Below are 22,441 nucleotides of genomic sequence, written 5' to 3' on the forward strand. Positions count from 1 at the left end.
GGTGCGTAACCGCAAATCTGCACGAAATTGCTCAATTTTCATCACGCCTGTTTACTGCTGTAAATGCGCTTCTCTATTTAAGTTGTGCCGGGTGTCCCTGATGCGGAGGTATAAAACAGACTTTCAGCATCCGGCCCCGGTTCGTTTGGGCGATAAACCACAATGTAGGCGGGGTCGTCCGATGTTGTTCTCGAATATCCATCAGGTAATTCCCGTCACGATTAACAAAGCATTCGAGAACTTCTTTTTCCGTCACACTGTGTTTGATGAGCAATTTTTCCTTCACTGCAGAAGAAAACTGGATTTTCATGGCACATTCTGTATGAAAATATCGTCCGTATATACCAGCGTATTAAATTTTATTTCTATTTAAACATAGTGTTAATGATTTAAATCTAATAATAAAATTTATGTATATACAATAATAATGCTTAGTCCAGAGATTGACCAGTTTTCTTTCGCTCACATATCGCCCATAAAAAATGCCCGCCGGTTTTCACCTGCGGGCATTTTTACGTTAACGCTTTCGCGATTTACGCTTCTTCTTCCTCGTCACGCAGCGGGACGATCAACATGTCGATGTGGACGGTATTGATCAGCTGGCGCGCGGAGGACATCAGTTTGCTCCAGAAATCCTGGTGATGACCGCACAGCACTAAATCCACGCCGTATTTGTTGATGGCATCGACCAATACCTGCGCTAAATCACCACTGCCGCTCAGGGTCTCGGAAATCGGATAACCGGCGTTTTGCGACAGTTCATTCAGCGCGTGGTGGGTTTCTTCGGAAATACGTTTTTGCATATCACCCAGATTGACATCGATAAGGCCGGTATACAGGTCTGAATAGTTCACATCAACGTGGATCAGGGACACTTTGGCGTTATACGGACGCGCCATCGAGACGGCTTTCTCAACCAAAACCTTGCTCTCTGGCGACAGGTCTACTGCAATGAGTATGTGTTTGTAAGCCATAAGAAAACTCCTTCCATAAGTCGGTTAACAGCAATATCAGCATCATGCGAAACTCATGCTTTTAGTATAGCCCCAAAATGGTTAAAGAAATCAAGCATACAGATCCCATTTCCTCATTTGACAAAGCATAGATAGAAATAATATGAGCCAGCGTCCCCATTTCCAGATTCGTTTCCTACACTCAATGAATGCAGGGTTCTCCTGCTTTGGCAATTTTCTGTGATGTGAAAAGGGGCGGACCGCGTTGTGTCCGGGGGTGTGAAATCGCGGAAAGGCAGGGCGAAACGTCGGGTGTGTGGCCGATTGCGGGTCACATTGCGCGGGGTGAGTTCGCCTTGAGGGGGAATCATGATCAGTCCCGTTGCGCTATTTTGGGCTTTATGTTTTGTGTGTGTGGTGAATATGCTGCGCTATTACTCTTCTCTGCGCGCATTGCTGGTGGTGCTTCGGGGATGCGATCCCTTGCTGTATCAGTACGTGGATGGCGGCGGGTTCTTTACGTCTCACGGCCAACCGAGCAAGCAGATAAGGCTGGTGCGATATATTTATGCTCAGCGTTACGTTGAACATCACGACCCTGAGTTTATCCGTCGTTGTGAGAGAGTCCGTGGTCAGTTCGTTCTGACGACCGCGCTGGTGGGGCTTATCCTCATCAGTATGCTGGCGATGCTCATCTGGTATTAACCCTGAATAATCGTTGTGAGGATGTGTGAAAAAGGAAACAAAAAAGGCGGCCTGTGATTGCTCACAAGGTCGCCTTTTTCTTACCTGAGCCGCAGCTCAGACGTTTATCAGATAAGCTTTAACGCAATCCAGTACAGCAGGCCGGAAAGCACAATCGAGACCGGCAGGGTTAAAATCCATGCCATCGCGATGTTCTTCACGGTTTTAGACTGCACGCCGCCGCCGTCCACAATCATGGTGCCTGCAACCGCAGAGGACAACACGTGCGTGGTGGAGACTGGCATACCGGTGTAACTTGCCACGCCGATAGACACCGCCGCCGTAAGCTGCGCAGACAGGCCCTGTGCGTAGGTCATGCCTTTCTTACCGATCTTCTCACCGATGGTGGTTGCAACGCGCTTCCAGCCAATCATGGTACCCAGCGCCAGCGCCAGTGCTACCGCGATGATGATCCAGATCGGCGCATATTCGACGGTCTGAAGAATGTCGGTTTTCAGTTCGCCGAGGAAGCGTTTATCCGCAGGCGAGGTTTCCGGCAGTTTCGCCACTTTATCGGCCGTATCAGACACACACATCAGCAGGCGACGCATATGGCTGCGTTCATCCGGTGCCAGGGCGCTGTAAGACGGCAGATTGGTCAGCAGCGTTTGCGCGCGGCCGATAGCGTCGAGTGCATGGCTGCTGTCGCAGTGGAACACTTTCGCAGCATCGGTCGGTGCGATATTCACGTCTGGCGCAGGCACCAGAGGTGTTTGTGCGACCACGTGCGGTACCGCATCCACGTGCTGCTGATAGTACTGACCGAGGTGCGTCACGGCGTCGCGGGTACGGGTAATGTCGTAACCGGTTGCGCTCATGTTGAGCACAAAACCTGCCGGAGCCACACCAATCAGGACCAGCATGATCAGGCCGATACCTTTCTGACCATCGTTAGCGCCGTGAGAGAAACTCACGCCAATAGCCGACAGGATCAGGCCGATACGGGTCCAGAACGGCGGCTTCTTCTTACCGTCTTTCTTTTCACGTTCAGCAGGCGTCAGGTGGATACGGGCATGTTTCTTATTGCCACTCCAGTAGCGACGCAGCAGGAAAATCATGGTTCCTGCCACAATCATCCCCACCAGAGGCGAGATAATCAGAGAGGCAAAAATACCGATCATTTTAGGGATGTTTAACGCATCGACCACGGAAGTGTGAGTCATCAATGCATTGGTCAACCCTACGCCAATGATGGCGCCGATCAGGGTGTGGGAGCTGGACGCCGGCAGACCAAAATACCAGGTGCCGAGGTTCCAGATGATCGCTGCCAGTAACATAGAGAACACCATAGCAAGGCCATGCGTGGAACCTACGTTGAGCAGAAGATCGGTTGGAAGCAAATGAACGATGGCATAAGCCACACTCAAACCACCGAGTATGACGCCAAGGAAGTTAAATACCCCTGCCATCACGACCGCTAATTGCGAACGCATTGCCCGGGTATAGATGACGGTTGCTACTGCATTGGCCGTATCATGAAAACCGTTGATGGCTTCATAGAACAGAACAAACAGTAACGCGAGAATCAATAACGAACCGGTATGAAAATCCAACCCGGCAAATAGATGCAGCATAATTGTTACGCCAGTTAGTGGTCATGAACGCCGCGCATTATCTGCGAGAACAGGGTGTCTATAAAAGGAAAATATGACATTTTTTTGACTAAAAACAGGACAAAAAAAGCCGAGACGGAGATTAATTTATGAATAATCAGTTAGTTATTTGCCCTTTCTTCATTGAAACATTTGCTTACTTAGCGCCATAAAACCCCGCTGATACTGGTGTAACCCCTGTCAGTCACTTACAATCCGCGGCGCATAGCGGGCAAAACCTGCTCAAATGCAGAGCGTATCCTATTTAAAACGTAGCTGAATTTTCCGAAAAGAGAGGCCAAAAGTGGAACAGGTTGATGTGGTAGTCATTGGTGCGGGTGCGGCAGGCATGTTCTGTGCAGCGCAGGCCGGACAGGGTGGCTGCCGTGTTCTGCTGCTGGATAATGGCAAGAAAACCGGACGTAAAATTTTGATGTCCGGGGGCGGACGCTGCAATTTTACTAATCTATATGCCGAACCGGCCGCCTATCTTTCGGAAAACCCACATTTCTGTAAATCCGCGCTGGCGCGTTATACCCAATGGGATTTCATCGATATGGTCAACCGCTACGACATCGCCTGGCACGAGAAAACCCTCGGCCAGTTATTCTGCGACGACTCTGCCCAGCAAATTGTCGCGATGCTCGATAAAGAGTGCGAGCAGGGGAATGTCGAAGTACGCCTGCGCAGCGAGATTTCCGACGTTCAGAAAACCGAAGACAGCTTTATTATCAACGTGAACGGCTCAACTGTGAGTACTCACTCACTTGTAGTGGCCAGCGGCGGACTTTCGATGCCGGGGCTGGGCGCAACGCCGTTCGGTTATCGTCTGGCCGAACAGTTTGGCCTGAAAGTTTTACCGACGCGTGCCGGCCTGGTGCCGTTTACTCTGCATAAACCGCTGCTCGACCACTTGCAGACATTGTCCGGCGTCTCGGTGCCTTCGGTTCTGACCGCGCAGGATGGCACCGTTTTCCGCGAAAGCATTCTTTTTACCCATCGCGGCATGTCCGGCCCGGCGGTGTTACAGCTTTCCAGCTACTGGCAGCCCGGTGAGTTTGTGAGCGTTAACTTACTTCCGGATACTGACCTGGCGGCGTTTCTTAATGCTCAGCGACAGGAACATCCGAATCAAAGCCTGAAAAATACGCTGGCGATGCAATTGCCTAAGCGGCTGGTCGAATGCCTGCAAACTCTCGGTCAGTTACCGGACGTCACGCTGAAACAGCTGAACGCGCCGCAACAGGCCGAACTGGTCGGGCAACTGCAAAACTGGCAGGTACAGCCGAACGGCACCGAGGGCTACCGCACGGCGGAAGTGACTCTCGGTGGTGTCGATACCAAAGAGCTTTCCTCGAAAACGATGGCCGCGGCCAAAGTCCCCGGTCTGTATTTCATCGGCGAAGTGGTAGACGTCACCGGCTGGCTGGGGGGATATAACTTCCAGTGGGCATGGAGTTCGGCGTGGGCGTGTGCGCAGGATTTGGTGGCTTCGCGAAAATCATAAACATTCAATATTCTTAGGTTTCCGCTCCATCAGCCCGGATGGAGCGGAGTGCTTGCGCATCACTTTTATTCACCCCACCCCACGCATTTTCTTTACCGTCATTTTCTCTGTTAACCGTCATAAAGTCTGTAAAAGTGGACAATGGTCGACTTTTCATCTTAAAGTCCTGCGGTTGGCACTAGAGATAACCCCTAATTGTTATCAAATAATAATGGCTGAATGATGATGAGCGGCCCGCCAGACAGCCGCCGCGCAGTTCAGTGTTCGCAAACACTCCGTCAGACTTTTTGGAGAATTTATGCATTCCTCTGGTAGTAAAAACGAAGGCCGGACCTTCTTAGGTCATCCTTATCCGCTGCGCTCACTGTTCTTCACAGAGATGTGGGAGCGCTTTTCGTTTTACGGGATCCGGCCTTTACTGATCCTGTTCATGGCGGCGACGGTCTACGAAGGTGGTATGGGGCTCGCGCGTGAAAATGCCTCGGCTATCGTCGGTATCTTCGCCGGTTGTATGTACCTTGCTGCGCTGCCGGGTGGCTGGCTGGCGGATAACTGGCTCGGGCAGCAAAGAGCGGTCTGGTACGGTTCGATCCTGATTGCTCTCGGCCACCTGTCGATTGCGCTCTCCGCTTTTATGGGCGACAGCCTGTTCTTTATCGGCCTGATGTTTATCGTCCTCGGCTCTGGCCTGTTCAAGACCTGTATCTCGGTCATGGTGGGCACGCTGTATAAAAAAGGCGATGCGCGTCGTGACGGCGGTTTCTCGCTGTTCTATATGGGCATCAATATGGGGTCATTTATCGCGCCGCTGATCTCCGGCTGGCTGATAAAAACTCACGGCTGGCACTGGGGCTTTGGTATCGGTGGTATCGGGATGCTGATCGCGCTGGTGATTTTCCGCCTGTTTGCGGTGCCATCGATGCAACGCTACGACAGCGAAGTGGGCTTAGATTCCACCTGGAATAATCCGGTGGCGAAGAAAAAGGGCGTTGGCGCATGGCTGCTGGCGCTGGCGGTGGGTGTGGCAATTGTCGTTGCGCTGATCGCTCAGGGCGTGATTGTGATTAATCCGGTCGCGGTCGCCAGCGTGCTGGTTTACGTGATTGCCGCCTCGGTGGCCCTCTACTTTATTTACCTGTTTGTGTTTGCCGGCCTGAACCGCAAAGAACGGGCCCGGTTGCTGGTTTGCTTTATTTTGCTGGTTTCCGCGGCCTTCTTCTGGTCTGCGTTCGAGCAAAAGCCGACCTCGTTCAACCTGTTCGCCAATGACTACACCAACCGCATGATCGGCGATTTTGAAATCCCGGCCGTATGGTTCCAGTCAATCAATGCGCTGTTTATTATCATTCTTGCGCCAGTATTTAGCTGGGCATGGCCGATGATGGCGCGCAACAACGTGCGTCCAAGCAGTATCACCAAGTTCATCATCGGTATTTTATGTGCGGCTGCGGGCTTTGGCATCATGATGATGGCGGCACAAAATGTGCTGACCAACGGTGGCGCAGGCGTATCCCCAATGTGGCTGGTAGGCAGTATTCTGATGCTGACACTGGGCGAACTTTGCCTCAGCCCGATTGGTCTGGCGACCATGACGCTGCTGGCACCGGAAAGGATGCGCGGGCAAATGATGGGGCTGTGGTTCTGCGCCAGTGCGCTGGGTAATCTGGCGGCGGGTCTGATTGGCGGTCATGTGAAAGCCGATCAACTGGATATGTTGCCGAATCTCTTCGCGCGTTGTTCCATTGCGTTGCTGATCTGCGCAGCGGTGCTGTTTGTGCTGATCATTCCGGTTCGACGTATGCTGCAAAATGCTCAGGCGAGTTCTGAGCAGAAAGCCGCGACCCATGCCTGACAGGGCATAGCATTTTTACATATCGTGAAATGAAGGAGGCCGGTCTGACGATCGGCCTCCTTTTGATCTGACTTCCTTTAATTCCTGCGCATCAGGCCAAAAAACCTTTCAGATTTTCCAGCATATTGGTCATCATGCCGAAGGCCATGTTGAGGCTATGAATGCTGTAATACAACGCAATATCATTGCGCATCAGATAAGTTTCAAATGCCGGATCCGCCAGCATTGACTGCACTTCCAGACTGCGGTCGCGGAAGTGACGGCAGTTGTTGATGTACAGTTCCAGCGAACGGTATTCCCCGACTGAAAGCTGATTCACCAACGCCGCCATCTGCTCAAAGCTCTCAATCAACGCTTTGTGTTTTTCCAAATGCGCTTCGTGCTCCTGAACGTTTTCCATGCTTTTTTTCCCTGTTCTCAGGCGTTAAAAGCCGTATCAGAAACTTTGCCAGTCGGTGTCCTGGGCCATTGTTGCGCCCGCCCGTGGAGCGCTAATCAGTGCGGGAGCGGGTCTCGCTGATGAACGATATGGCTGAGGATCCTGACTGACGCGAAATTCACCCACCAGCCGTGCAAGGCCGTCCGCCTGTTCCTGCAAGGAGCGCGACGCGGAAGAGGCTTCTTCTACCAGTGCGGCGTTCTGCTGAGTGACATCATCCATCTGATTGACAGCCTGATGCACCTGCGCGATCCCCTGGCTTTGTTCGGTGGCTGCGGCGGCAATTTCATTGACCAGATCGGTGACCTGACGGATGGCGTTGCCCATCGAGTTCATGTTCTCGCTGACGTCACCCGCCTGATGTGCGCCCGCTTCAATCAGACTGTAGGAGAGGTCGATCAGCTCCTTTATCTCACGCGCGGCGGTAGTCGAACGCTGCGAAAGATTTCTGACTTCTCCTGCCACGACGGCAAACCCTTTACCGTGCTCCCCGGCGCGTGCGGCTTCCACGGCTGCGTTTAACGCCAGAATGTTGGTCTGGAAAGCGATACCCTCAATCAGCGTAATGATCTCGGTGACTTTACGGGAGCTGCTGCGGATATCGCCCATCGTGCCCAGCATCGTCTCCAGGGATGACGCACTTTTCTCCGACAGCGCATTCATGTTGCCCGCCAGCTGGCTGGCCTGCCGGGTGTTGTCGGCGGTCTGGCGGACGGTCTCGCTCAGTTCGGTCATGCTGGCGGCGGTCTCTTCCAGAGAAGCCGCCTGCTGTTCGGTCCGTGAGGAGAGATCTTCATTACCGGCGGCGATTTGCGCCGAGGCGCTGCTGACGGACTGAGACGCCGCGTTCACGGAGAGCAGCGCGCCGGATACCCGTTGCATCAGGCTGTTGAACGCGCGGGCCATGTTGCCGACTTCATCGTGACGGCTGTCATCGGCGCTGACCGTCAGGTCAAGGCGATCACTGGCGACGGTCATGATATTCCCGATGGCCAGCAGGCTTTGGCGCACGCGGCGGATGGTCACCAGCGCAAAGAAGCCGAGCAGCATGATAGTCGCCGTCACGCCGGTGCCCATTCCCCATAGCGTGGAGGTGAAAATTTTGTGATTGGTTGCACGCAAACTTTCGCTGATGTTGATGTTAACGACCAGCTGCTTCTGATAATCCGCAATGAGCTGACGGATGGCCCCGCCAATCCCACCTTCGCCTTCGATCAGCGCCAGGCTGACGTCATCCTGATGCGCCCGTGAAGAGGCCAGGAACGCCGGGAGTTTTTCCTCCACTTTGCGGATGTTGTCGAAAGCCAGGAGGGTCAGCCTTTCATCTTCATCACTGGAGATATCGTGTTGCCGATAAAAATCCGTCAGGGTTTTCAGCCCGGCAACCTGCTGCTGGATCTGGGTTTCCACCTCCGGCATTTTACTGTTGTCAGTCTGGCTCTGATGTTTGTAGAGCGTGAGAGAAAGCGTGTTGCTCTGGTTGATAAGCTTATTGAGGTCTTTTATCGATGAGATCGCGTTGACCTGTACATATTCAAAACGTGCCTGAAACCCTGAAATCAGCATGATCGCGACGACGCCCAGTGCGATGAGGGCGGCGGAAAGCAGTGAGAACGTCAGTAAAAGACGCTGTGTGATGTTCATATTATCCCCTGATATGTAGTGTCCATTCTTCATGAAAGCGGCAGGACGTGAATCAAGGTTATCGGCAAAGGCAGGGCAAAGGTTAATTAAACCGATCTAATTCAGTTATTTACGTTAAGTCAATGTATGCGATTGTTGTTTTTAAGTGAATTTTTATGCCAATAACTGAATTTTTATGCTTTTGTTTGACTGTTTGAACTCTAAGTAGCAACAAACCGAGAGGATCAATTTTTTACGGCTTCTGACCTGAGGAGAACACAATCTTTAGGGGGTGTTTAAAGCGATATTTTTCGTGGATGAGGTGTGATTTCAGAGGCATTATTGAAGACATCAAAACACTGATGAACCTTCGCCTGCCGGACGCGCACAACGGCGGGATTGCCAGCACCATTCAGGGGCCCGGCGTTCTGGCACTGCTGACCGATGCGCTGCCAGGCGGGTAAGGGTTCCTGCTTAATACGGTAATCAGCGTGCCTGCTACAATTCCGATTGTAAAAATCACCGAAATCACTCAGTGTGCGGCCTGCAGTGCGCCATCCGGCGTGCGTAACTCACTTTCTTAAGGTCGCGTGATGTACACCCGTCATTATTCCCGTACCACTTCGCATGATAAATCAATGCAATGAAAAGAGTGACGGGAAGACTGACCGGTTTTAGCATCCTGCTGCCTTTGCTGCTGACTTCATGCGGCACGCTGTCCGAGATGCAGGTGAAGGAAAGTCCGCAGGCGGTGAAGCAGCTTGCCTGCACGCAAAATATCGACGGACTGGTCGATGGCATCGTTTCGCAGTACATCAAAAAGGAAAAGGCCAGCGGACTGGCGATAGGCATAATCCGCAACGACGGTGCCTCCCGGACGTGGGGTTACGGTTATACCAATGCGGTGAAGGGGCGCAAAATCGACGGGGAAACGTTGTTCGCGCTGGGTTCGATCAGTAAAGGTGTGACTGGCGAAGTAGTGGCAGGGCTGGTGGATAAAGGGCTGCTGAAATGGGACGATAAACTTTCTGATTTGTTGCCGAAAAACACCCCGCTGAGTGACGACGCGAAGAACATTACCTTGTTGCAACTGGCGACCCACACCTCGGGTTTACCACGCCAGAACATGAACAAAGACATGTTGCAGAGCTTCCTCAAATATCTGTATACCGGCGATAACTTTTATAACGAGCTGGACAGCGATGCGGTGTTGAACGATCTCTCCTCGTTTAAACGTCCGCAAACGCCGGAGCCTCAGTATTCCAATTTGGGTTACGCGCTGCTCGGTTACATCCTGAAGTTAAAGACCGGCGAAGATATCCAGCAGTTGTCTTATGACTTTATTTTCAGGACGCTGAAAATGGGCAGCACCAGTTTTCATGGCCCGACGCTGAAAGCCTATCCTTACCGGGCTATCGGCCATGCAGGCGATCAACCGAAGTTTATCCGCCGTGGCAAAGTGGTACCTGACTGGTATTTCACGAACAATATGGTCGCTGCGGCTAACTTATACAGTAATGTAGACGACTTACTGAAATACCTCCGTGCGCATATTACAGATTCAGAACCAAGCGAGCTTAATTCTGCGATAAGAGTTTCTGAAAAAATTTATTTCCCACGGAATATCGAAGCAGCCAATATCGCGTGGGTCACTGATCATAAAGATAATCAGGTGATCACTTATCAGGTTGGCTATATCGGCGGATACTCAAGTTATATTGGTTTCGATAAAAAGCATAAAAATGCGGTAGTTGTCTTACAGAACTCTTTCAACTGGAGCAATTACATCGGCCATGATTTGCTACTGAAGATGGCGATGGCGGACGATTTTCGCGGAACCTGTCACTAAACTCCGGCTGTTTGCTGCGAAAAATCCTAATTACTCATTCATGACAGAAATGAATTGTGTTTTTTTATGCTTGTTTTTTATCGATGTGTGAAGTTTTACACAATAAGAATTTCTTTATCTGAGTGTCTTTGTAAAATGTCTCTCTCTTTATTAATGCGATGAACCTCCATGACATTCCTGCTGGTATAATGCCCGGATTTCATCGTATTTAGCGCTATTTTCCCTGATGAATAACATTCAAAGAAAACTATGTAATTCTTATCCGAAGGTACCTTTATGTCTTTTATTCCTGTGAAAAAAGTGGCATGTGTCTTAAGCCTCCTGATGATGTCCAGCTATACCTTTATGGCTCATGCCGCTGACGCGACCCCTGTTGTGACGGCCAATGCTGCTGAGGTCGCACCTGCCGCGCCAGCGCCGGTCACATCCGACGCGGCCACGGCTGAACCGGTCACACCTGAAAATTCCGTCGTTGCCACCCCCGACTCGGCAACATCCGATAAAGCCGCTGTTGCTGCCCCTGAACCGGCGACACCCGATAATGCCGCTGTTGCCACCTCTGAAACGGTGACACCAGATAAAGCCGTCGTTGCCACACCTGAACCGGTCGCGCCTGAAAAATCCGCCGAAGCCGCCACATTGCCGGTGGCTCATGCCACGTCAGAACCTGCTGCTGCAGAACCGGCGAAAGTCGCGCTGAGCCTGAACAGTGAGGAGCAAAAACGCGCGTACGCCAGCGGTATTGCTCTGGCACAGTACATTGAAGAACAGATTGCCCAGCAGAAAGCGCTGCACATCACGCTCGATAAAAACATCCTGCTGGCGGGTATTACCGATGCCTTTAATCATCAGGAAAAGATGAGTGTTCAGGATGTGCAGGCCACGCTGATGGCGTTTGATGAACAGGTGAAAATCCTGAAGCAGGCGGCGGAAGTGAAAAAGCAGGAGGCAGATAAAGCCTTTATTAATGAGTTCACCAAGCGCCCGGATGTGAAAAAGACCTCCAAGGGCTTGTACTATCTGATCGAAGAGAAAGGTGAGGGCGCAGCCATCAAAGACACTAATCAGGTGGAAGTGTCTTACAAAGGTGAACTGATTGACGGCACCGTGGTAGATGGCCCGCAGATCGAAAATTCAAATCAGATATTCCGCGTCGCAAACATGCCACCGGTTTTGCGCGACAGTGTGAAGCTGATTCGCAAGGGCGGCAGAATCAAGCTCGTCATCCCGCCAGCTGTTCTGGAAAGCAATAATGCGGCAGCGAAAAAAAATAGCGGGGTGATGATTTACACCATCTCCGTGGTGAATGTGAATAATCCGTAGTGATGCCTCTTATACTCCCCTTTGTGGGGGAGTCTGTCTTTCACTGATATGTAAGCTTCCTCAAGTGTTCGGTATTACAGAAAGGGGGGACAAGTAACTTACTGATGCACTGAAATATAGCGTTCGAATTTAGCCGGTTTTAAATGGGTGAGATCGACCAGCACCAGTCCGTCGATACAATTGTTAAATGCCGGGTCGCTGCCGAAATCAATAAACTGCACGCCGCCGGTTTCGCAAAGTTCTGAATACTGTTTATACAGCGCCGGAATGCTGCTCCCCAGATTGGCCAGCAGACGTTTCAGACGCTGTAAATCTTCCTGATAATCGTCACCGCAAAACTGCGCTAACACGTCCGGCAATGAAGCCGGATAGGGGCGGCGGGAAGTCGCCAGCGGCAGAGCAGGGGCGAAATACAGACGATAAAACGCCACCAGTAAATCACGCGCGGGCAGCGGCATTCCGCCGGAAATCGACACCGGTCCGAACAGATAGCGCGTTTGCGGATACTTCGCCAGATACGCGCCGATGCCCAGCCACAGATAATCCAGCCCACGTTTTCCCCAGTACGCAGGCTGAATAAAGCTGCGTCCGAGCTCAATTCCCTGCGCGAGAATCGGATCCATCTGATGCCCGTACTGGAACAGGCTCTGGCTGTAAATACCGTTCAGCCCTTTGCTGGCGACCTGATCGGCGGTCGGAATAAACCGGTACGCACCGACAATTTCCAGCGCCTGCGGATCCCACAACACCAGATGGAAATAATCGTCATCGTAGCCGTCGAGATCCCGACGTCGACCGCTGCCTTCGCCCACGGCGCGGAACGCAATTTCGCGCAGTCGCCCAAGTTCACGCAGGATCGGCACCGTGTCTTCGCCGTGGCGGCGATAAAGGTAAATCATCTTCCCGTCCGGCGTTTTACCCAGCACTTCGCTGGCTTCCAGCGCATGTTTCAGGACGGCGCGGTCTTCGGCGCGGGCAATCGACGATTCAGTATGGAACAGACCCGGTTTGCCACCGCCGAGACGATAAACGTGTTTACGAAAACGTGCCGCCATATCGCCCGCCAGCATTTGTCCGTCGTGCCAGCTGGAATAAGGGATGCGCGCCCCGATTTTTAGCGTCAGGCTGTTGCCGCGCTGGCCGAACATCTCATGCACCAGCAGCAGCGTGCTGAGCGGTCGGTAAATCATCGACGTCAGATAAAATAACGCGCTGTTGCTGCCGCTGATATGTACCGGCACCACCGGCGCACGGGCTTTGGCCGCGAGGCGGATAAAACCGGTGTGCCACTTACCGTCGCGCACCCCTTTCGAGCTCATACGCGAGACCTCACCCGCCGGAAACACAATCAGCACGCCCTGATTCTCCAGATGATCCTGCATCTGCGCCACCTGATTACGCCGCGTGCGGTTGCCCATATTATCCACCGGGATCATCAGGCTGCCGAGCGACGAAACCAGCGACAGCAGCTGATTCGCCACCACTTTGACGTCCCGCCGCACTGAAGCCACCGCGTGCAGCAGCGCCAGCCCGTCCAGCGTACCAATCGGATGGTTGGCGACAATCACCACCGGACCATAGCTCGGGATCTGCTCGCGGTCGCGCTCGGTCAGTTCACAGCGAATGTTGAACTGCTCGAGTACCTGCTCGACCATATCGATGCCTTTGAGATGCTGATACTGGTCGGCAAAGCGATGAAATTCTTTCTCGCGGAACAGGGTTTTTAACAGACGGCGTTGCCAGGAAGGGGTTTTATGCTGCGGGTCGAGATCCTGAAACAGGGTATCCATGCTGAACATAGGATGTCCTCCGGTTGAATTAACCTGACCATAGTCATGGTGCATGACAGCGATGTGTCAGAAAAATGACCAAATGACGAACCTTGCCTGTGCAGCGTTATTTTCACCAGGGTGGTTTCCTTCCTATTTTGTCTCACAGAGCTATAGTCTATGTATTACTTATTGTTTCAGGGAACACACATTGAAATGAACTCCCACTCAGACACTCAAAAGCATCGTCCGATGCTCAAACCAATAGAAGAAATTAAGAAGCTCTTCCGGGTCTTCCAGACGGAATCTTCGCCCGTTGAAGCCGGGAGCGTAGACAGGGTGTTTAGCTTCAAGAAGGAAGGGGGGGAGATGCAGGTTATTCTGGTCACAGAAGGCAGCATTACTGTCTACCGTAAAACCGATAAATTGCGATTTGCAAAGGCCGCAGCGCCCAGCATTTTTGGTATGCAGGGATCACCCTTCCGCTACGACCTTTATGAATTCAAATATGACAAAACGGCCAAACTTGAATCGTTGCCGCTGTCACGTGCGATCGCGCTCATCACAGAACACCATCTGTTGCAGGAAATGTTGACTTATCAGATTTATTTCAATGACCATCAGGCCTATCGGGATAATTCATTGATAGGTAAGTCTGCCTATGAAATGATCTGCTCTTTACTCTTGGAATTACAGGAACTTCCTAAAGAAGAAAGAAATAACCAGAGTGTTTATAATTATATCTATGAGTACACACATCTTGCCCGCAGTGGGGTTATGAAAATCCTGGCTGACCTGCGTCAGGGGGGATATATCAGTATAGAACATGGGAAATTAATTAGCATTCTAAAAAAGTTCCCAAAAGACTATTAAGAAGCATGCCGTTGATGTGTCTATTCCACGCAGATAACACCTTCTTTAGTCGTTTCACTGTTTGAAGTGATATGACCATCAGAGAAATAGAGATAATAGGCATTTTTTGCGGTCGCCCATTCGGTTGAGGACCATACGACACTGCTCCCCATTACGATGCCTTGCTGACTAACATTTCCCCATTCCTGCCATATTGCATCCGAGGGTATTTGACGTAAATTCGTTTCTGTCGATAACTGATTCGAAGGCGGCATAATATAACCTTGCGCTTCACACCAGTCTTTCGCATCCTGCCAGTCCATATTAACGGGGTTGAATATAAAGAATTCTTTCGGATCAAATTTTATACGAGCTATCGCTTTATCATTTCTGGCCTGAATCGTGACCGGACCTTTTTTGAGGAAAGTCACCACGCCGTCCTGTGTCACGGTAGCCACGTTTTGATTGCTACTTGCCCAAATGATCTGCGAATCAGGGTTATCCGTTTGCAGCTGCACTTTTGCACCTGCAAAGCCGGTATGCAATATAACGTTCGCGGCGACGGTTTCACTTTGAGTGGTTCCAGGCGCAACAATATAGTCTGTGAAGTTAATGGAGTGCGGATTTACCGGTCCTTCGATAATATTATCTGTGTCTGCATTGGCACTGATATCGGATACGGACAATAAATCACCCATTTGCGGAATACCCGTGGCTGTCTGAGGTTGCATGGATACGCCTATATTACAGCCGTAATCGGCAGATGAGATGGTATAACTGTTAACTTGTGTCGCTAATACGCGCGTGCCTTTTGTCGGATGGTCACAGGTCCAGACGATGGAAGCTAAAGTGTTGTCCGCATCACCTTCATTATCCTGTAATTGCCACGCTAATGTGACGACGTCGCCTTCGTCGAGTTCATCGCTGTCACTGTGTTCGCTGATTTTAGTGAAATCAACTTTCCCCTTATTTCCTTTTGCATTTTGAATCACCGGGGGGGTGCCTTTGAGAGTACCGGCAGAGGGGGTCGATAAATAGCCGCTGTCCGTCTCTCCCTGATCTGCATGACAAAGCGGATTAAGAGAGATAAAAATCAATAAAGACAATGCTGAACGCTTGAATAATTTTAGTATCATCATTTCATCCTGTTAATAGCAGAGGATGTAAAAACTGGGCACCGGAGTGCCCAATTTTTGAGTTATTAATGGCTGAGAAAAACAGACTGTTTTCTTCAGCGGATTTTATTTTTTCACCGCCTTCAGTTTTGGTGCGTAATCCACTTTCAGGCTGTAGCCCTGAACACCGTCTGCGCCCGCAGTGGCGAAGATGCTTGATGCCTGAGCATTGGTTGCAGGAATAACCAGATCTTTATTATTTGTTGAAGAAACTGCGTAACCACCCGTTGTACCTGTGGTGGCACTGGTGCCTTCAAAGGCCCATTTGTAGGTATAGTTATCCGTTGCTTCAAGCTCGCCAGCATCCCAAATGTGGTTGTTATTGACGTCATACCAGGCTTTGAACTGATAAGTGTGTCCGACCAGCAATTCGCTGTTCGCCTTGCCAATCAGGTTGACGGTTGGCGCTGTTGAATCGGCAATCATTACACCAATAGTGCCGCCGACTACCGGACCGGATGGAATACCATCGGTCGTCGTGTTGGTACTGACGTCTTCAATCATGATTTTCTGACCCAAGGCAGGTGTACCGGTGGACGTTTGTTCCTCAATTTCAGCGCCCAGATAACGGCCCGCATCGGTTTCTTGCAGTGTGTAGGAATCTTTACCGTCGTTAGATATTGCTACTTTATCCGCGCCTTTCCCGTCGCTGGTCGTAAACCATTTAATGGTGGTTTTACTGCCGTCTGTATCACCTTCCGCATCGGTAAAAATATAATTGAGCGTGATTTTATCACCCGGCGACATCGCTTCAGTGGAACCACTTTCATGTCCGTTGCTGAAGGAAACACTGTGTGCGGCGGAACCGGCTTCTGTTCCTTTTAATACCGGTACTGTCCCGATTACTTTACCTGCAGATTCGGTCATATCTGCCATAGCAACATGGGAACAGCCGACAAGTAACAGGCTGGCAAGAAGGGTTTTATTAAATCGTTTCATATAAATATCACTCTGTAAGTTTGTATAAAGTTAATAGATTAAAATCTGTCGCCATATTTATTTGGCAGAGAGTTCTTTCAGTTGTTTTGAACCTGCATCGGAGATATCAAAACTGACTTTTAATTCCAATCCCTGAAGACCGCTACTTCCTGCCGATGCTAATACTTGTGCCGCCTGCGCATTCGTTGCAGGAAGGGTTAAATTATGGTTATCGGTATCACTGTTGGCCTTGCCACCTTTTTCACCTTGTTGGTTAATTCCATCAAATAACCATTGATAGTTAACCAGGGAAATAATAGGTGTAGGGTTTGTATCAGAAATTGTTTCTCTGTCTGACGCATCCCATTTACCATTTCTGTTACTGTCATAAGCCACCTTAAATTGATATTCATGGCCTAATAGCAACTGATTATTCTTTGTTTCGGTCAGGTTTATTGTCGGATTGCTGGTATCAACAATCGCGGTGACAATTTCTTTATTACCGGCATTAAAATCAACGACAACCGCATTGGTTTTATCAGTATCTTTATTGGACGGCGTCGCAATAAAGGAATATGTCCCGGCCATTGTGCTGGCAACGGTAGCTTTGCCTTGATCCTGAGACTTCACATAATAAAGACAACCGGTCGTCTTATTGCAGTCATCTTTTGATGAATGAATAGTAATTTCGTGTTCGTGGTTCTTATCCGTAACATGATAAGCATGAAATTTCATGTCCATATTTTCCGGGGACAGGGTCGTTGTTTCGCCCTGCAAGCCGGAAACTTTTGCGCCGCTGGTGACCAGATCTGCGGTGTCACGGCCATTGGCCATAATCTTCATTGCCTTATCGCTTTCGGCAGAGTTCGCTATCGCAAGACTATAATTAACCGGCGCTTCGGCGACTTTAATTTTGACGATGTTAGACTGTTTAGTATCCCCTTTATCATCGCTGAACGTTACGGCAAGTTGGTATTGATTTGCATTGGCCGCGGTCGAATTTACCCACGCCGGGAATGTCAGCGTCCAGTGATTATTTTGTCCGGTACTGATATTGGACGCCGGCGACAGTGCCGGTAAGCCCAGCGTGTGCTCTGCAGAATATCCGCCAACAGGAACCCAGCTCGCTGAGACGATTTTGCGGTGAGATTTAATGTCCGCATTTAATGTCCAGTGGCATCCTTCATAGGCCTGCGCTTCATCAGGGTCATCCGCGATAATACATTGCGGTGCAGTACCTGACGGTTTGAGGTACACGTCAATATCGAGATCTTTCACTTCACGATATTCCAGAACGATATCGTTATTGCGATCGACAAAATCCATACGGCTGCCAGCCAGAGTACGCATATCTGTGACCGCTGAAGGATCGAGCTGTTTGGCCATCGGGGTTCCGATATGGTAATCCACCGACATATTGGCCGTAATTTCATTTATTCCTGAATTACCCTGCTTATAACTCGCGCCCAGAGTGATTAACGGAACCGGTGTGTAGTCCACGCCTAACTCGACAGAGGAAGGATCCTCTTCGAGATTATCGCTACCGAAAAGTGCAACCTGATCGCCATAATATTGCTCATAAACCAGGGATGTTCCTAATTGCGGATAAGCTGGCAGATAAGTCTGGAGACGGATATCCCAGCCGCTGGCGGGGCGCTCTTCGTAATTATCTAAATCTTTTGAGGCTTTCCAATCTGAGAGCGGAATATAATAGTTACCGCTAAGTTTTAAGTAGTTAGTCCAGACTTCAGAACCAATACTTCCCCGGCGATGACCCCGGCTGATATCGTAGTCATAAAAAGCATTCATGCCCACCAGCCAGTCTTTATTAATGTTATAACGAACACCTGTACCCAGGTTGGCAATATTACGCCTATCTTTGCTGTGTGTTGAAAATTGATTAAAGATTAATGTGCTTTCACCCGCATACCAGGGGAGTAAATAATCGAGTGATGACCCATCAAGGTTTCCATTGTCACTCAGATTCAAAGTGGTTTTTACATGACCGTAAGGCGAAAGAATTTTTTCCACCTGCGACTGTGCTGCCTGCGTCGCCACACCTTTACCGTACTGGTATATTTGATTTTTAGCCCCCTCTACCGTGAGGTTTTGGAAGCCTTGCTGCGCTTCATTCGTTAAAATTTGTGCAGATTTACTTCCCAATATTGCTTGCTCGTTATCTTTATTTCCGGCGGGTGTTTTTTCTGAAAATACATCCTGACTACCCAGCGACGGAAGGATGAGACCTTCATGTGCGCAGACAGGAAAGCTCATCAAAATAAAAAGAATGACTTTTGTATTTTTAAATGGCGTATGTTTTTTCATTCTAGAAATTCATATCATTAAGTTTAAAATGTCATTAGTTAATAAACTAATACAGTAGTGATTTATATTGTCTTTTCGTTTAATTCCTATGTCTGGTGATTTTTTATAAAAACAGATTTTAACTTTTAAATAGGTATTCTCTGGCGCGGAGGTGTCATATAAATAATAAACTTCATTTCCTAATCATCTATTCGACGAATGAATGATACCCTTATTGATTGATATTTTGTATGTCCAAAACAGGACATGCCATGCCTGTTCCCGCGCTGACAGATATGGCTCCTGCCAGCTCATCGAAAATTGCGGTGCGAATTCTCACCATTCTGGTGTTCGCTTTGCCAGCTATCTGGCCATCGGCAGCGCGCTGGCAACCTGTTCGATATTTTGGATTTATCGCCCGGAGTGACCGGGCTGTGGCGGGAATTCTGAGGGTGCAGGCGGGGATTGATGTGATTTAGCTCGGCCCGGCGCTTCTGTCAGATCGGATTAATTGGAACGGATACGGCCCATGTGCAGAGTGTCGACGTATTCGCCGTCACGCAGCGCATAGCATGGGCTGAGCCCTTCAACGCTGAAACCAAACTTCTTATACAGCGCGATCGCCGATTCGTTATCGGCGTATACCGTCAGCTCGACGCGTTTTATATGCAGCCATTTGTCGCACAGGTCCAGTGCGGCTGCGACCAGTTTGCTGCCCACGCCTCTTCCCTGAAAGCCGGTGTCTACGCCGATGCCGAACGTAGCCACGTGGCGACGTCGCCACGGCTCTTCAACAATCAGCGTCAGATTTCCCACCAGTTTGCCGTCGATACAAGCCACCAGCGCGAAGCGGTTTGGTGACGGATTGGCCAGACGCCCTTCCCATAGGGTGGCAGGCGGATAGGGGAGCTGGAGGGTGTCGCTGTACACAGGAACCTGAGCGTATAGGTGTTGAAGCGCTTCTGCGTCCGTGGTTTCTGCGTGGCGGATTACGATTTCGCTCATAGCGGCACTCCTTTTATTGTGGTTACTGTTTGAATATCCTCTAGATTTATCAGGAAATGAAAAAGTGTCAATCCTGCGCGTGATTAAAAATAATGCTTTACAAGTGCGAATGATAATGATTATTATTGCCATGCGTTCCGGGGATGGCCTCACACCAAGGTCAAACGGGTCCCCACGAACGCACGACATTGCTCACATTGCTTCCAGTATTATTTAGCCAGCCGGGTGCTGGCTTTTTTTTATCCTTTTTTCCCCTTGCTTGCCGCCTTCCCACAACTCAAACTATTTTGGGGAACCTGCATTACTCTCTTCTCTATCAAACTTTTCCTTAAATCCTTTGGATTGAGTCACCTGCATTTATTCATATTTTTTGAACAGAGGAGTGAGATTTTTACGCTTTCTTATTCCCGGCCGTTGACTAGACTAGAGAAAACATTGAGGAGAGTTGAACATGATCTACTTACGCAAAGCACAAGAACGCGGTCACGCAAGTCACGGTTGGCTGGAAAGCTGGCACACGTTTTCTTTCGCCGATTACTATGATGCGAACTTCATGGGCTTCTCCGCACTGCGGGTTATCAATGAAGACTTCATCGACGAAGGGCAAGGGTTTGGTAAACATCCGCACAAAGACATGGAAATCCTGACCTACGTGCTCGAAGGCACCGTGGAACATCAGGACAGCATGGGCAACAAAGAGCAGATTCAGGCGGGTGAATTCCAGATAATGAGTGCCGGTACCGGTGTGACCCACTCCGAGTACAACGGCAACAAAGATCGTAAATTGCATCTGTATCAGATCTGGATCATTCCTGACAAAAAAGGTCTGGAACCGCGTTACGAACAGCGTATGTTCGACGCGCCACAAGGCCGCCAGCTGGTACTTTCGCCGGATGCCCGCGAAGGTTCGTTGAAAGTGTTCCAGGATATGGAGCTGTCCCGCTGGGCGCTAAAAAAAGACGAACAGTCTGTGTATACGGTGCAGGCAGAACGTCGCGTGTGGATCCAGGTGGTGAAAGGCACCGTGTCGATCAACGGTCAGAAAGCCGGGCCGAGCGATGCGCTGGCCATCTGGGATGAAACGGCGCTGTCCGTTCATGCCGATGAAGACAGTGAAATACTGCTGTTTGACCTGCCACCGGTCTGAAAATAGAGTAAAAGCGAAAGGCGACTCCGGTCGCCTTTTTTACGTCGGTTATCTGAAGCTGACGTTAATCCCCAGTTGCCCCTCATACCCCATGCCCGGCAAGCTTAAATTGCGGTAATGCGTGATATCGCTGAAAAACGCCACACGCTTTGACAGATTCGCTGTCAGACCGATGCCGTCCTGCATCCAGCGTTCTGTGGCTGGCGGCTCAATTTCCACCGCATTCACTGTCACCGCCGATTTATCACCGATGTTGCTCACCATATCGATATGGAAATAGGGCGTCAGCGTCTTGATATCCTGTTGCGCATGGCGGAAAAGACGCAGACCGCCGCGTACCTGACCATTGTTCTGGCGGATCGTTTTGACGTGACTGTTATCGGTATCGAACGAATTCATATGCAAATGCTGCGCGATAAACTGCGCCTGCGGTTCGATTGCCCAGTTTTCGCCCAGCCTGAAGGGTTTACCGATCTCAGCGGAAAGCGTCGAGCCGTACCCGGTTTGTGCGGCATTCAGACGGGTGGATAAATCCTCGCGATAAAACGTGTTCTGATTAACGATGTTCAGATAAGCACCGTGCGAGGTTGTCGCGCTGTAATACCCTCCGATGCCGAGAGAGGCCGTCGAAATATTCCCCGTGCTGAGCGCCTGCCCGACCAGTCGCAGCGCGCTGTCTTTGGTGTCGGTGGTCTGATTGCCAAGCGTGGCGATCACCCCGGCACGACGATGCCCGCCGCCCGATCGTTCCTCCTGATAGAGATCTTTACCGATCTGCGCGAACCAGATGTTTGAGGCGCGATGGGCTGTATCGTAGGTATCCGCATTATGGCTGCCGCTCAGCAAACCCCAGGTGCCATTTTCGCGGTTTTTCGGGGCATTACTCTCCCGTTCGAGGTAGGTTCCCACCGTTTTGAAGCCGTATTCGCGGTTGAGGTAGGGCGCGGTCACATAGGCATTTTCAGCGGGCGCCGGGTCAGCCGCTGTCGCAGTACTTTCATGCAAAGCGAAGCTGAGCGTTCTGGCCGTTAAGAACAATAACGCGAAAGCTGCGAGGGTTTTGATCCTGCCTGAAATAGCCATGAGTATTTCTGCCTGTGTCCCGGGGTGAGTAAGTAAGGCGGCTAATATAGGTGTTTTTTTGCGCAAGACTAATCACACTGCATCAGAGAGGAAAATGTCAGGCAGCACGGCGCTCACAGGCCAACGTGAGGTTTTTTAGGGCAGCTAAAACAGGCATGATTTCACGCCAGTTTTCATTAAAAAAAACAAAATACACCACGGCGACATAGTCCTTTATCCCAAAAGCTGCTGACAATTTATTCAACTTCGTGACGCTTTTCACAGCCTGATACGAACCAGTCCCGATTTTATGAGCACGCTCTCATT

At 50.3% G+C, this 22,441-nt stretch carries 21 protein-coding genes and 1 pseudogene; 9 read left to right on the plus strand and 13 right to left on the minus strand.

The window, feature by feature from the left end; all coding sequences use genetic code 11:
- Nucleotides 1-73 precede the first annotated feature (73 nt).
- Nucleotides 74-310, minus strand: a complete 237-nt coding sequence (locus AC0Z7K_RS09490; protein WP_485614110.1) for a hypothetical protein — start codon at nt 308-310, stop codon at nt 74-76.
- 223 nt (nt 311-533) lie between these two features.
- A complete protein-coding gene (uspA, locus tag AC0Z7K_RS09495) occupies nt 534-974 on the minus strand; it encodes a universal stress protein UspA (RefSeq protein WP_014333460.1) in 441 nt (146 codons plus the stop codon).
- A gap of 348 nt (nt 975-1,322) precedes the next feature.
- Between uspA and uspB the strand changes: the two genes are divergently transcribed.
- On the plus strand, nt 1,323-1,658 hold the full coding sequence (gene uspB, locus AC0Z7K_RS09500) for a universal stress protein UspB (protein ID WP_112167500.1): 336 nt from the start codon (nt 1,323-1,325) through the stop codon (nt 1,656-1,658).
- Between the two features lie 107 nt (nt 1,659-1,765).
- Here uspB and pitA read toward each other — a convergent pair whose 3' ends face one another.
- A complete protein-coding gene (pitA, locus tag AC0Z7K_RS09505; protein ID WP_413530078.1) occupies nt 1,766-3,271 on the minus strand; it encodes an inorganic phosphate transporter PitA in 1,506 nt (501 codons plus the stop codon).
- A gap of 322 nt (nt 3,272-3,593) precedes the next feature.
- Here pitA and AC0Z7K_RS09510 point away from each other — a divergent pair, with 322 nt between their 5' ends.
- Entirely contained in the window at nt 3,594-4,796 is a 1,203-nt protein-coding gene (locus AC0Z7K_RS09510; protein WP_485614112.1) for a BaiN/RdsA family NAD(P)/FAD-dependent oxidoreductase, read from the plus strand.
- Between the two features lie 13 nt (nt 4,797-4,809).
- On the opposite strand, the gene AC0Z7K_RS09515 is transcribed toward AC0Z7K_RS09510, so the two are convergent.
- The gene (locus AC0Z7K_RS09515) at nt 4,810-4,953 is read right to left on the minus strand and encodes a hypothetical protein (protein WP_485614113.1); all 144 of its coding nucleotides are present in this window, start codon (nt 4,951-4,953) and stop codon (nt 4,810-4,812) included.
- Nucleotides 4,954-5,094: 141 nt separating this feature from the next.
- On the opposite strand from AC0Z7K_RS09515, the gene AC0Z7K_RS09520 reads away from it, so the two are divergent.
- Entirely contained in the window at nt 5,095-6,648 is a 1,554-nt protein-coding gene (locus tag AC0Z7K_RS09520; protein WP_413530088.1) for a peptide MFS transporter, read from the plus strand.
- Nucleotides 6,649-6,739: 91 nt separating this feature from the next.
- On the opposite strand, the gene AC0Z7K_RS09525 is transcribed toward AC0Z7K_RS09520, so the two are convergent.
- The gene (locus AC0Z7K_RS09525) at nt 6,740-7,048 is read right to left on the minus strand and encodes a hypothetical protein (RefSeq protein WP_413530089.1); all 309 of its coding nucleotides are present in this window, start codon (nt 7,046-7,048) and stop codon (nt 6,740-6,742) included.
- A gap of 36 nt (nt 7,049-7,084) precedes the next feature.
- Nucleotides 7,085-8,731, minus strand: a complete 1,647-nt coding sequence (locus AC0Z7K_RS09530; RefSeq protein ID WP_485614115.1) for a methyl-accepting chemotaxis protein — start codon at nt 8,729-8,731, stop codon at nt 7,085-7,087.
- A 284-nt stretch (nt 8,732-9,015) separates the two neighbouring features.
- Between AC0Z7K_RS09530 and AC0Z7K_RS09535 the strand changes: the two are divergent.
- From AC0Z7K_RS09535 to AC0Z7K_RS09545, 3 genes and pseudogenes are all read left to right on the plus strand, one after another.
- Nucleotides 9,016-9,171, plus strand: a pseudogene (locus tag AC0Z7K_RS09535) (cytochrome b/b6 domain-containing protein); the annotation flags it as partial.
- A gap of 182 nt (nt 9,172-9,353) precedes the next feature.
- Nucleotides 9,354-10,559 carry a serine hydrolase domain-containing protein gene (locus AC0Z7K_RS09540; RefSeq protein ID WP_485614116.1) on the plus strand — a complete coding sequence of 402 codons (1,206 nt, stop codon included), beginning with the start codon at nt 9,354-9,356 and terminating at the stop codon, nt 10,557-10,559.
- A gap of 276 nt (nt 10,560-10,835) precedes the next feature.
- Complete coding sequence (locus AC0Z7K_RS09545; protein ID WP_485614118.1) at nt 10,836-11,882, plus strand: FKBP-type peptidyl-prolyl cis-trans isomerase N-terminal domain-containing protein; 1,047 nt, start codon at nt 10,836-10,838, stop codon at nt 11,880-11,882.
- 98 nt (nt 11,883-11,980) lie between these two features.
- On the opposite strand, the gene olsF is transcribed toward AC0Z7K_RS09545, so the two are convergent.
- A complete protein-coding gene (gene olsF, locus AC0Z7K_RS09550) occupies nt 11,981-13,681 on the minus strand; it encodes a bifunctional ornithine lipid synthase OlsF (protein WP_485614120.1) in 1,701 nt (566 codons plus the stop codon).
- A gap of 150 nt (nt 13,682-13,831) precedes the next feature.
- Between olsF and AC0Z7K_RS09555 the strand changes: the two genes are divergently transcribed.
- The gene (locus AC0Z7K_RS09555; protein ID WP_485614122.1) at nt 13,832-14,524 is read left to right on the plus strand and encodes a helix-turn-helix domain-containing protein; all 693 of its coding nucleotides are present in this window, start codon (nt 13,832-13,834) and stop codon (nt 14,522-14,524) included.
- Between the two features lie 20 nt (nt 14,525-14,544).
- On the opposite strand, the gene AC0Z7K_RS09560 is transcribed toward AC0Z7K_RS09555, so the two are convergent.
- From AC0Z7K_RS09560 to AC0Z7K_RS09570, 3 genes are all read right to left on the minus strand, one after another.
- Nucleotides 14,545-15,642 carry an Ig-like domain-containing protein gene (locus tag AC0Z7K_RS09560; RefSeq protein ID WP_485614123.1) on the minus strand — a complete coding sequence of 366 codons (1,098 nt, stop codon included), beginning with the start codon at nt 15,640-15,642 and terminating at the stop codon, nt 14,545-14,547.
- A gap of 102 nt (nt 15,643-15,744) precedes the next feature.
- The gene (locus tag AC0Z7K_RS09565; protein WP_485614124.1) at nt 15,745-16,617 is read right to left on the minus strand and encodes a SinI family autotransporter-associated protein; all 873 of its coding nucleotides are present in this window, start codon (nt 16,615-16,617) and stop codon (nt 15,745-15,747) included.
- A 57-nt stretch (nt 16,618-16,674) separates the two neighbouring features.
- Complete coding sequence (locus AC0Z7K_RS09570; RefSeq protein ID WP_485614125.1) at nt 16,675-18,921, minus strand: inverse autotransporter beta domain-containing protein; 2,247 nt, start codon at nt 18,919-18,921, stop codon at nt 16,675-16,677.
- Nucleotides 18,922-19,172: 251 nt separating this feature from the next.
- On the opposite strand from AC0Z7K_RS09570, the gene AC0Z7K_RS09575 reads away from it, so the two are divergent.
- On the plus strand, nt 19,173-19,379 hold the full coding sequence (locus AC0Z7K_RS09575; protein WP_485614126.1) for a hypothetical protein: 207 nt from the start codon (nt 19,173-19,175) through the stop codon (nt 19,377-19,379).
- 28 nt (nt 19,380-19,407) lie between these two features.
- On the opposite strand, the gene AC0Z7K_RS09580 is transcribed toward AC0Z7K_RS09575, so the two are convergent.
- Nucleotides 19,408-19,905 carry a GNAT family N-acetyltransferase gene (locus AC0Z7K_RS09580; protein ID WP_485614127.1) on the minus strand — a complete coding sequence of 166 codons (498 nt, stop codon included), beginning with the start codon at nt 19,903-19,905 and terminating at the stop codon, nt 19,408-19,410.
- Between the two features lie 451 nt (nt 19,906-20,356).
- Here AC0Z7K_RS09580 and AC0Z7K_RS09585 point away from each other — a divergent pair, with 451 nt between their 5' ends.
- Entirely contained in the window at nt 20,357-21,052 is a 696-nt protein-coding gene (locus tag AC0Z7K_RS09585) for a pirin family protein (protein WP_413530100.1), read from the plus strand.
- 48 nt (nt 21,053-21,100) lie between these two features.
- Here AC0Z7K_RS09585 and AC0Z7K_RS09590 read toward each other — a convergent pair whose 3' ends face one another.
- Together AC0Z7K_RS09590 and AC0Z7K_RS09595 are read right to left on the minus strand one after the other, a co-directional pair.
- Entirely contained in the window at nt 21,101-22,135 is a 1,035-nt protein-coding gene (locus tag AC0Z7K_RS09590) for an autotransporter outer membrane beta-barrel domain-containing protein (RefSeq protein ID WP_485614129.1), read from the minus strand.
- Nucleotides 22,136-22,232: 97 nt separating this feature from the next.
- A complete protein-coding gene (locus tag AC0Z7K_RS09595; RefSeq protein ID WP_485614131.1) occupies nt 22,233-22,397 on the minus strand; it encodes a hypothetical protein in 165 nt (54 codons plus the stop codon).
- Nucleotides 22,398-22,441: the final 44 nt, after the last annotated feature.

It is taken from the genome of Rahnella sp. 1L-D-7-B-C2 (genome assembly GCF_057290995.1).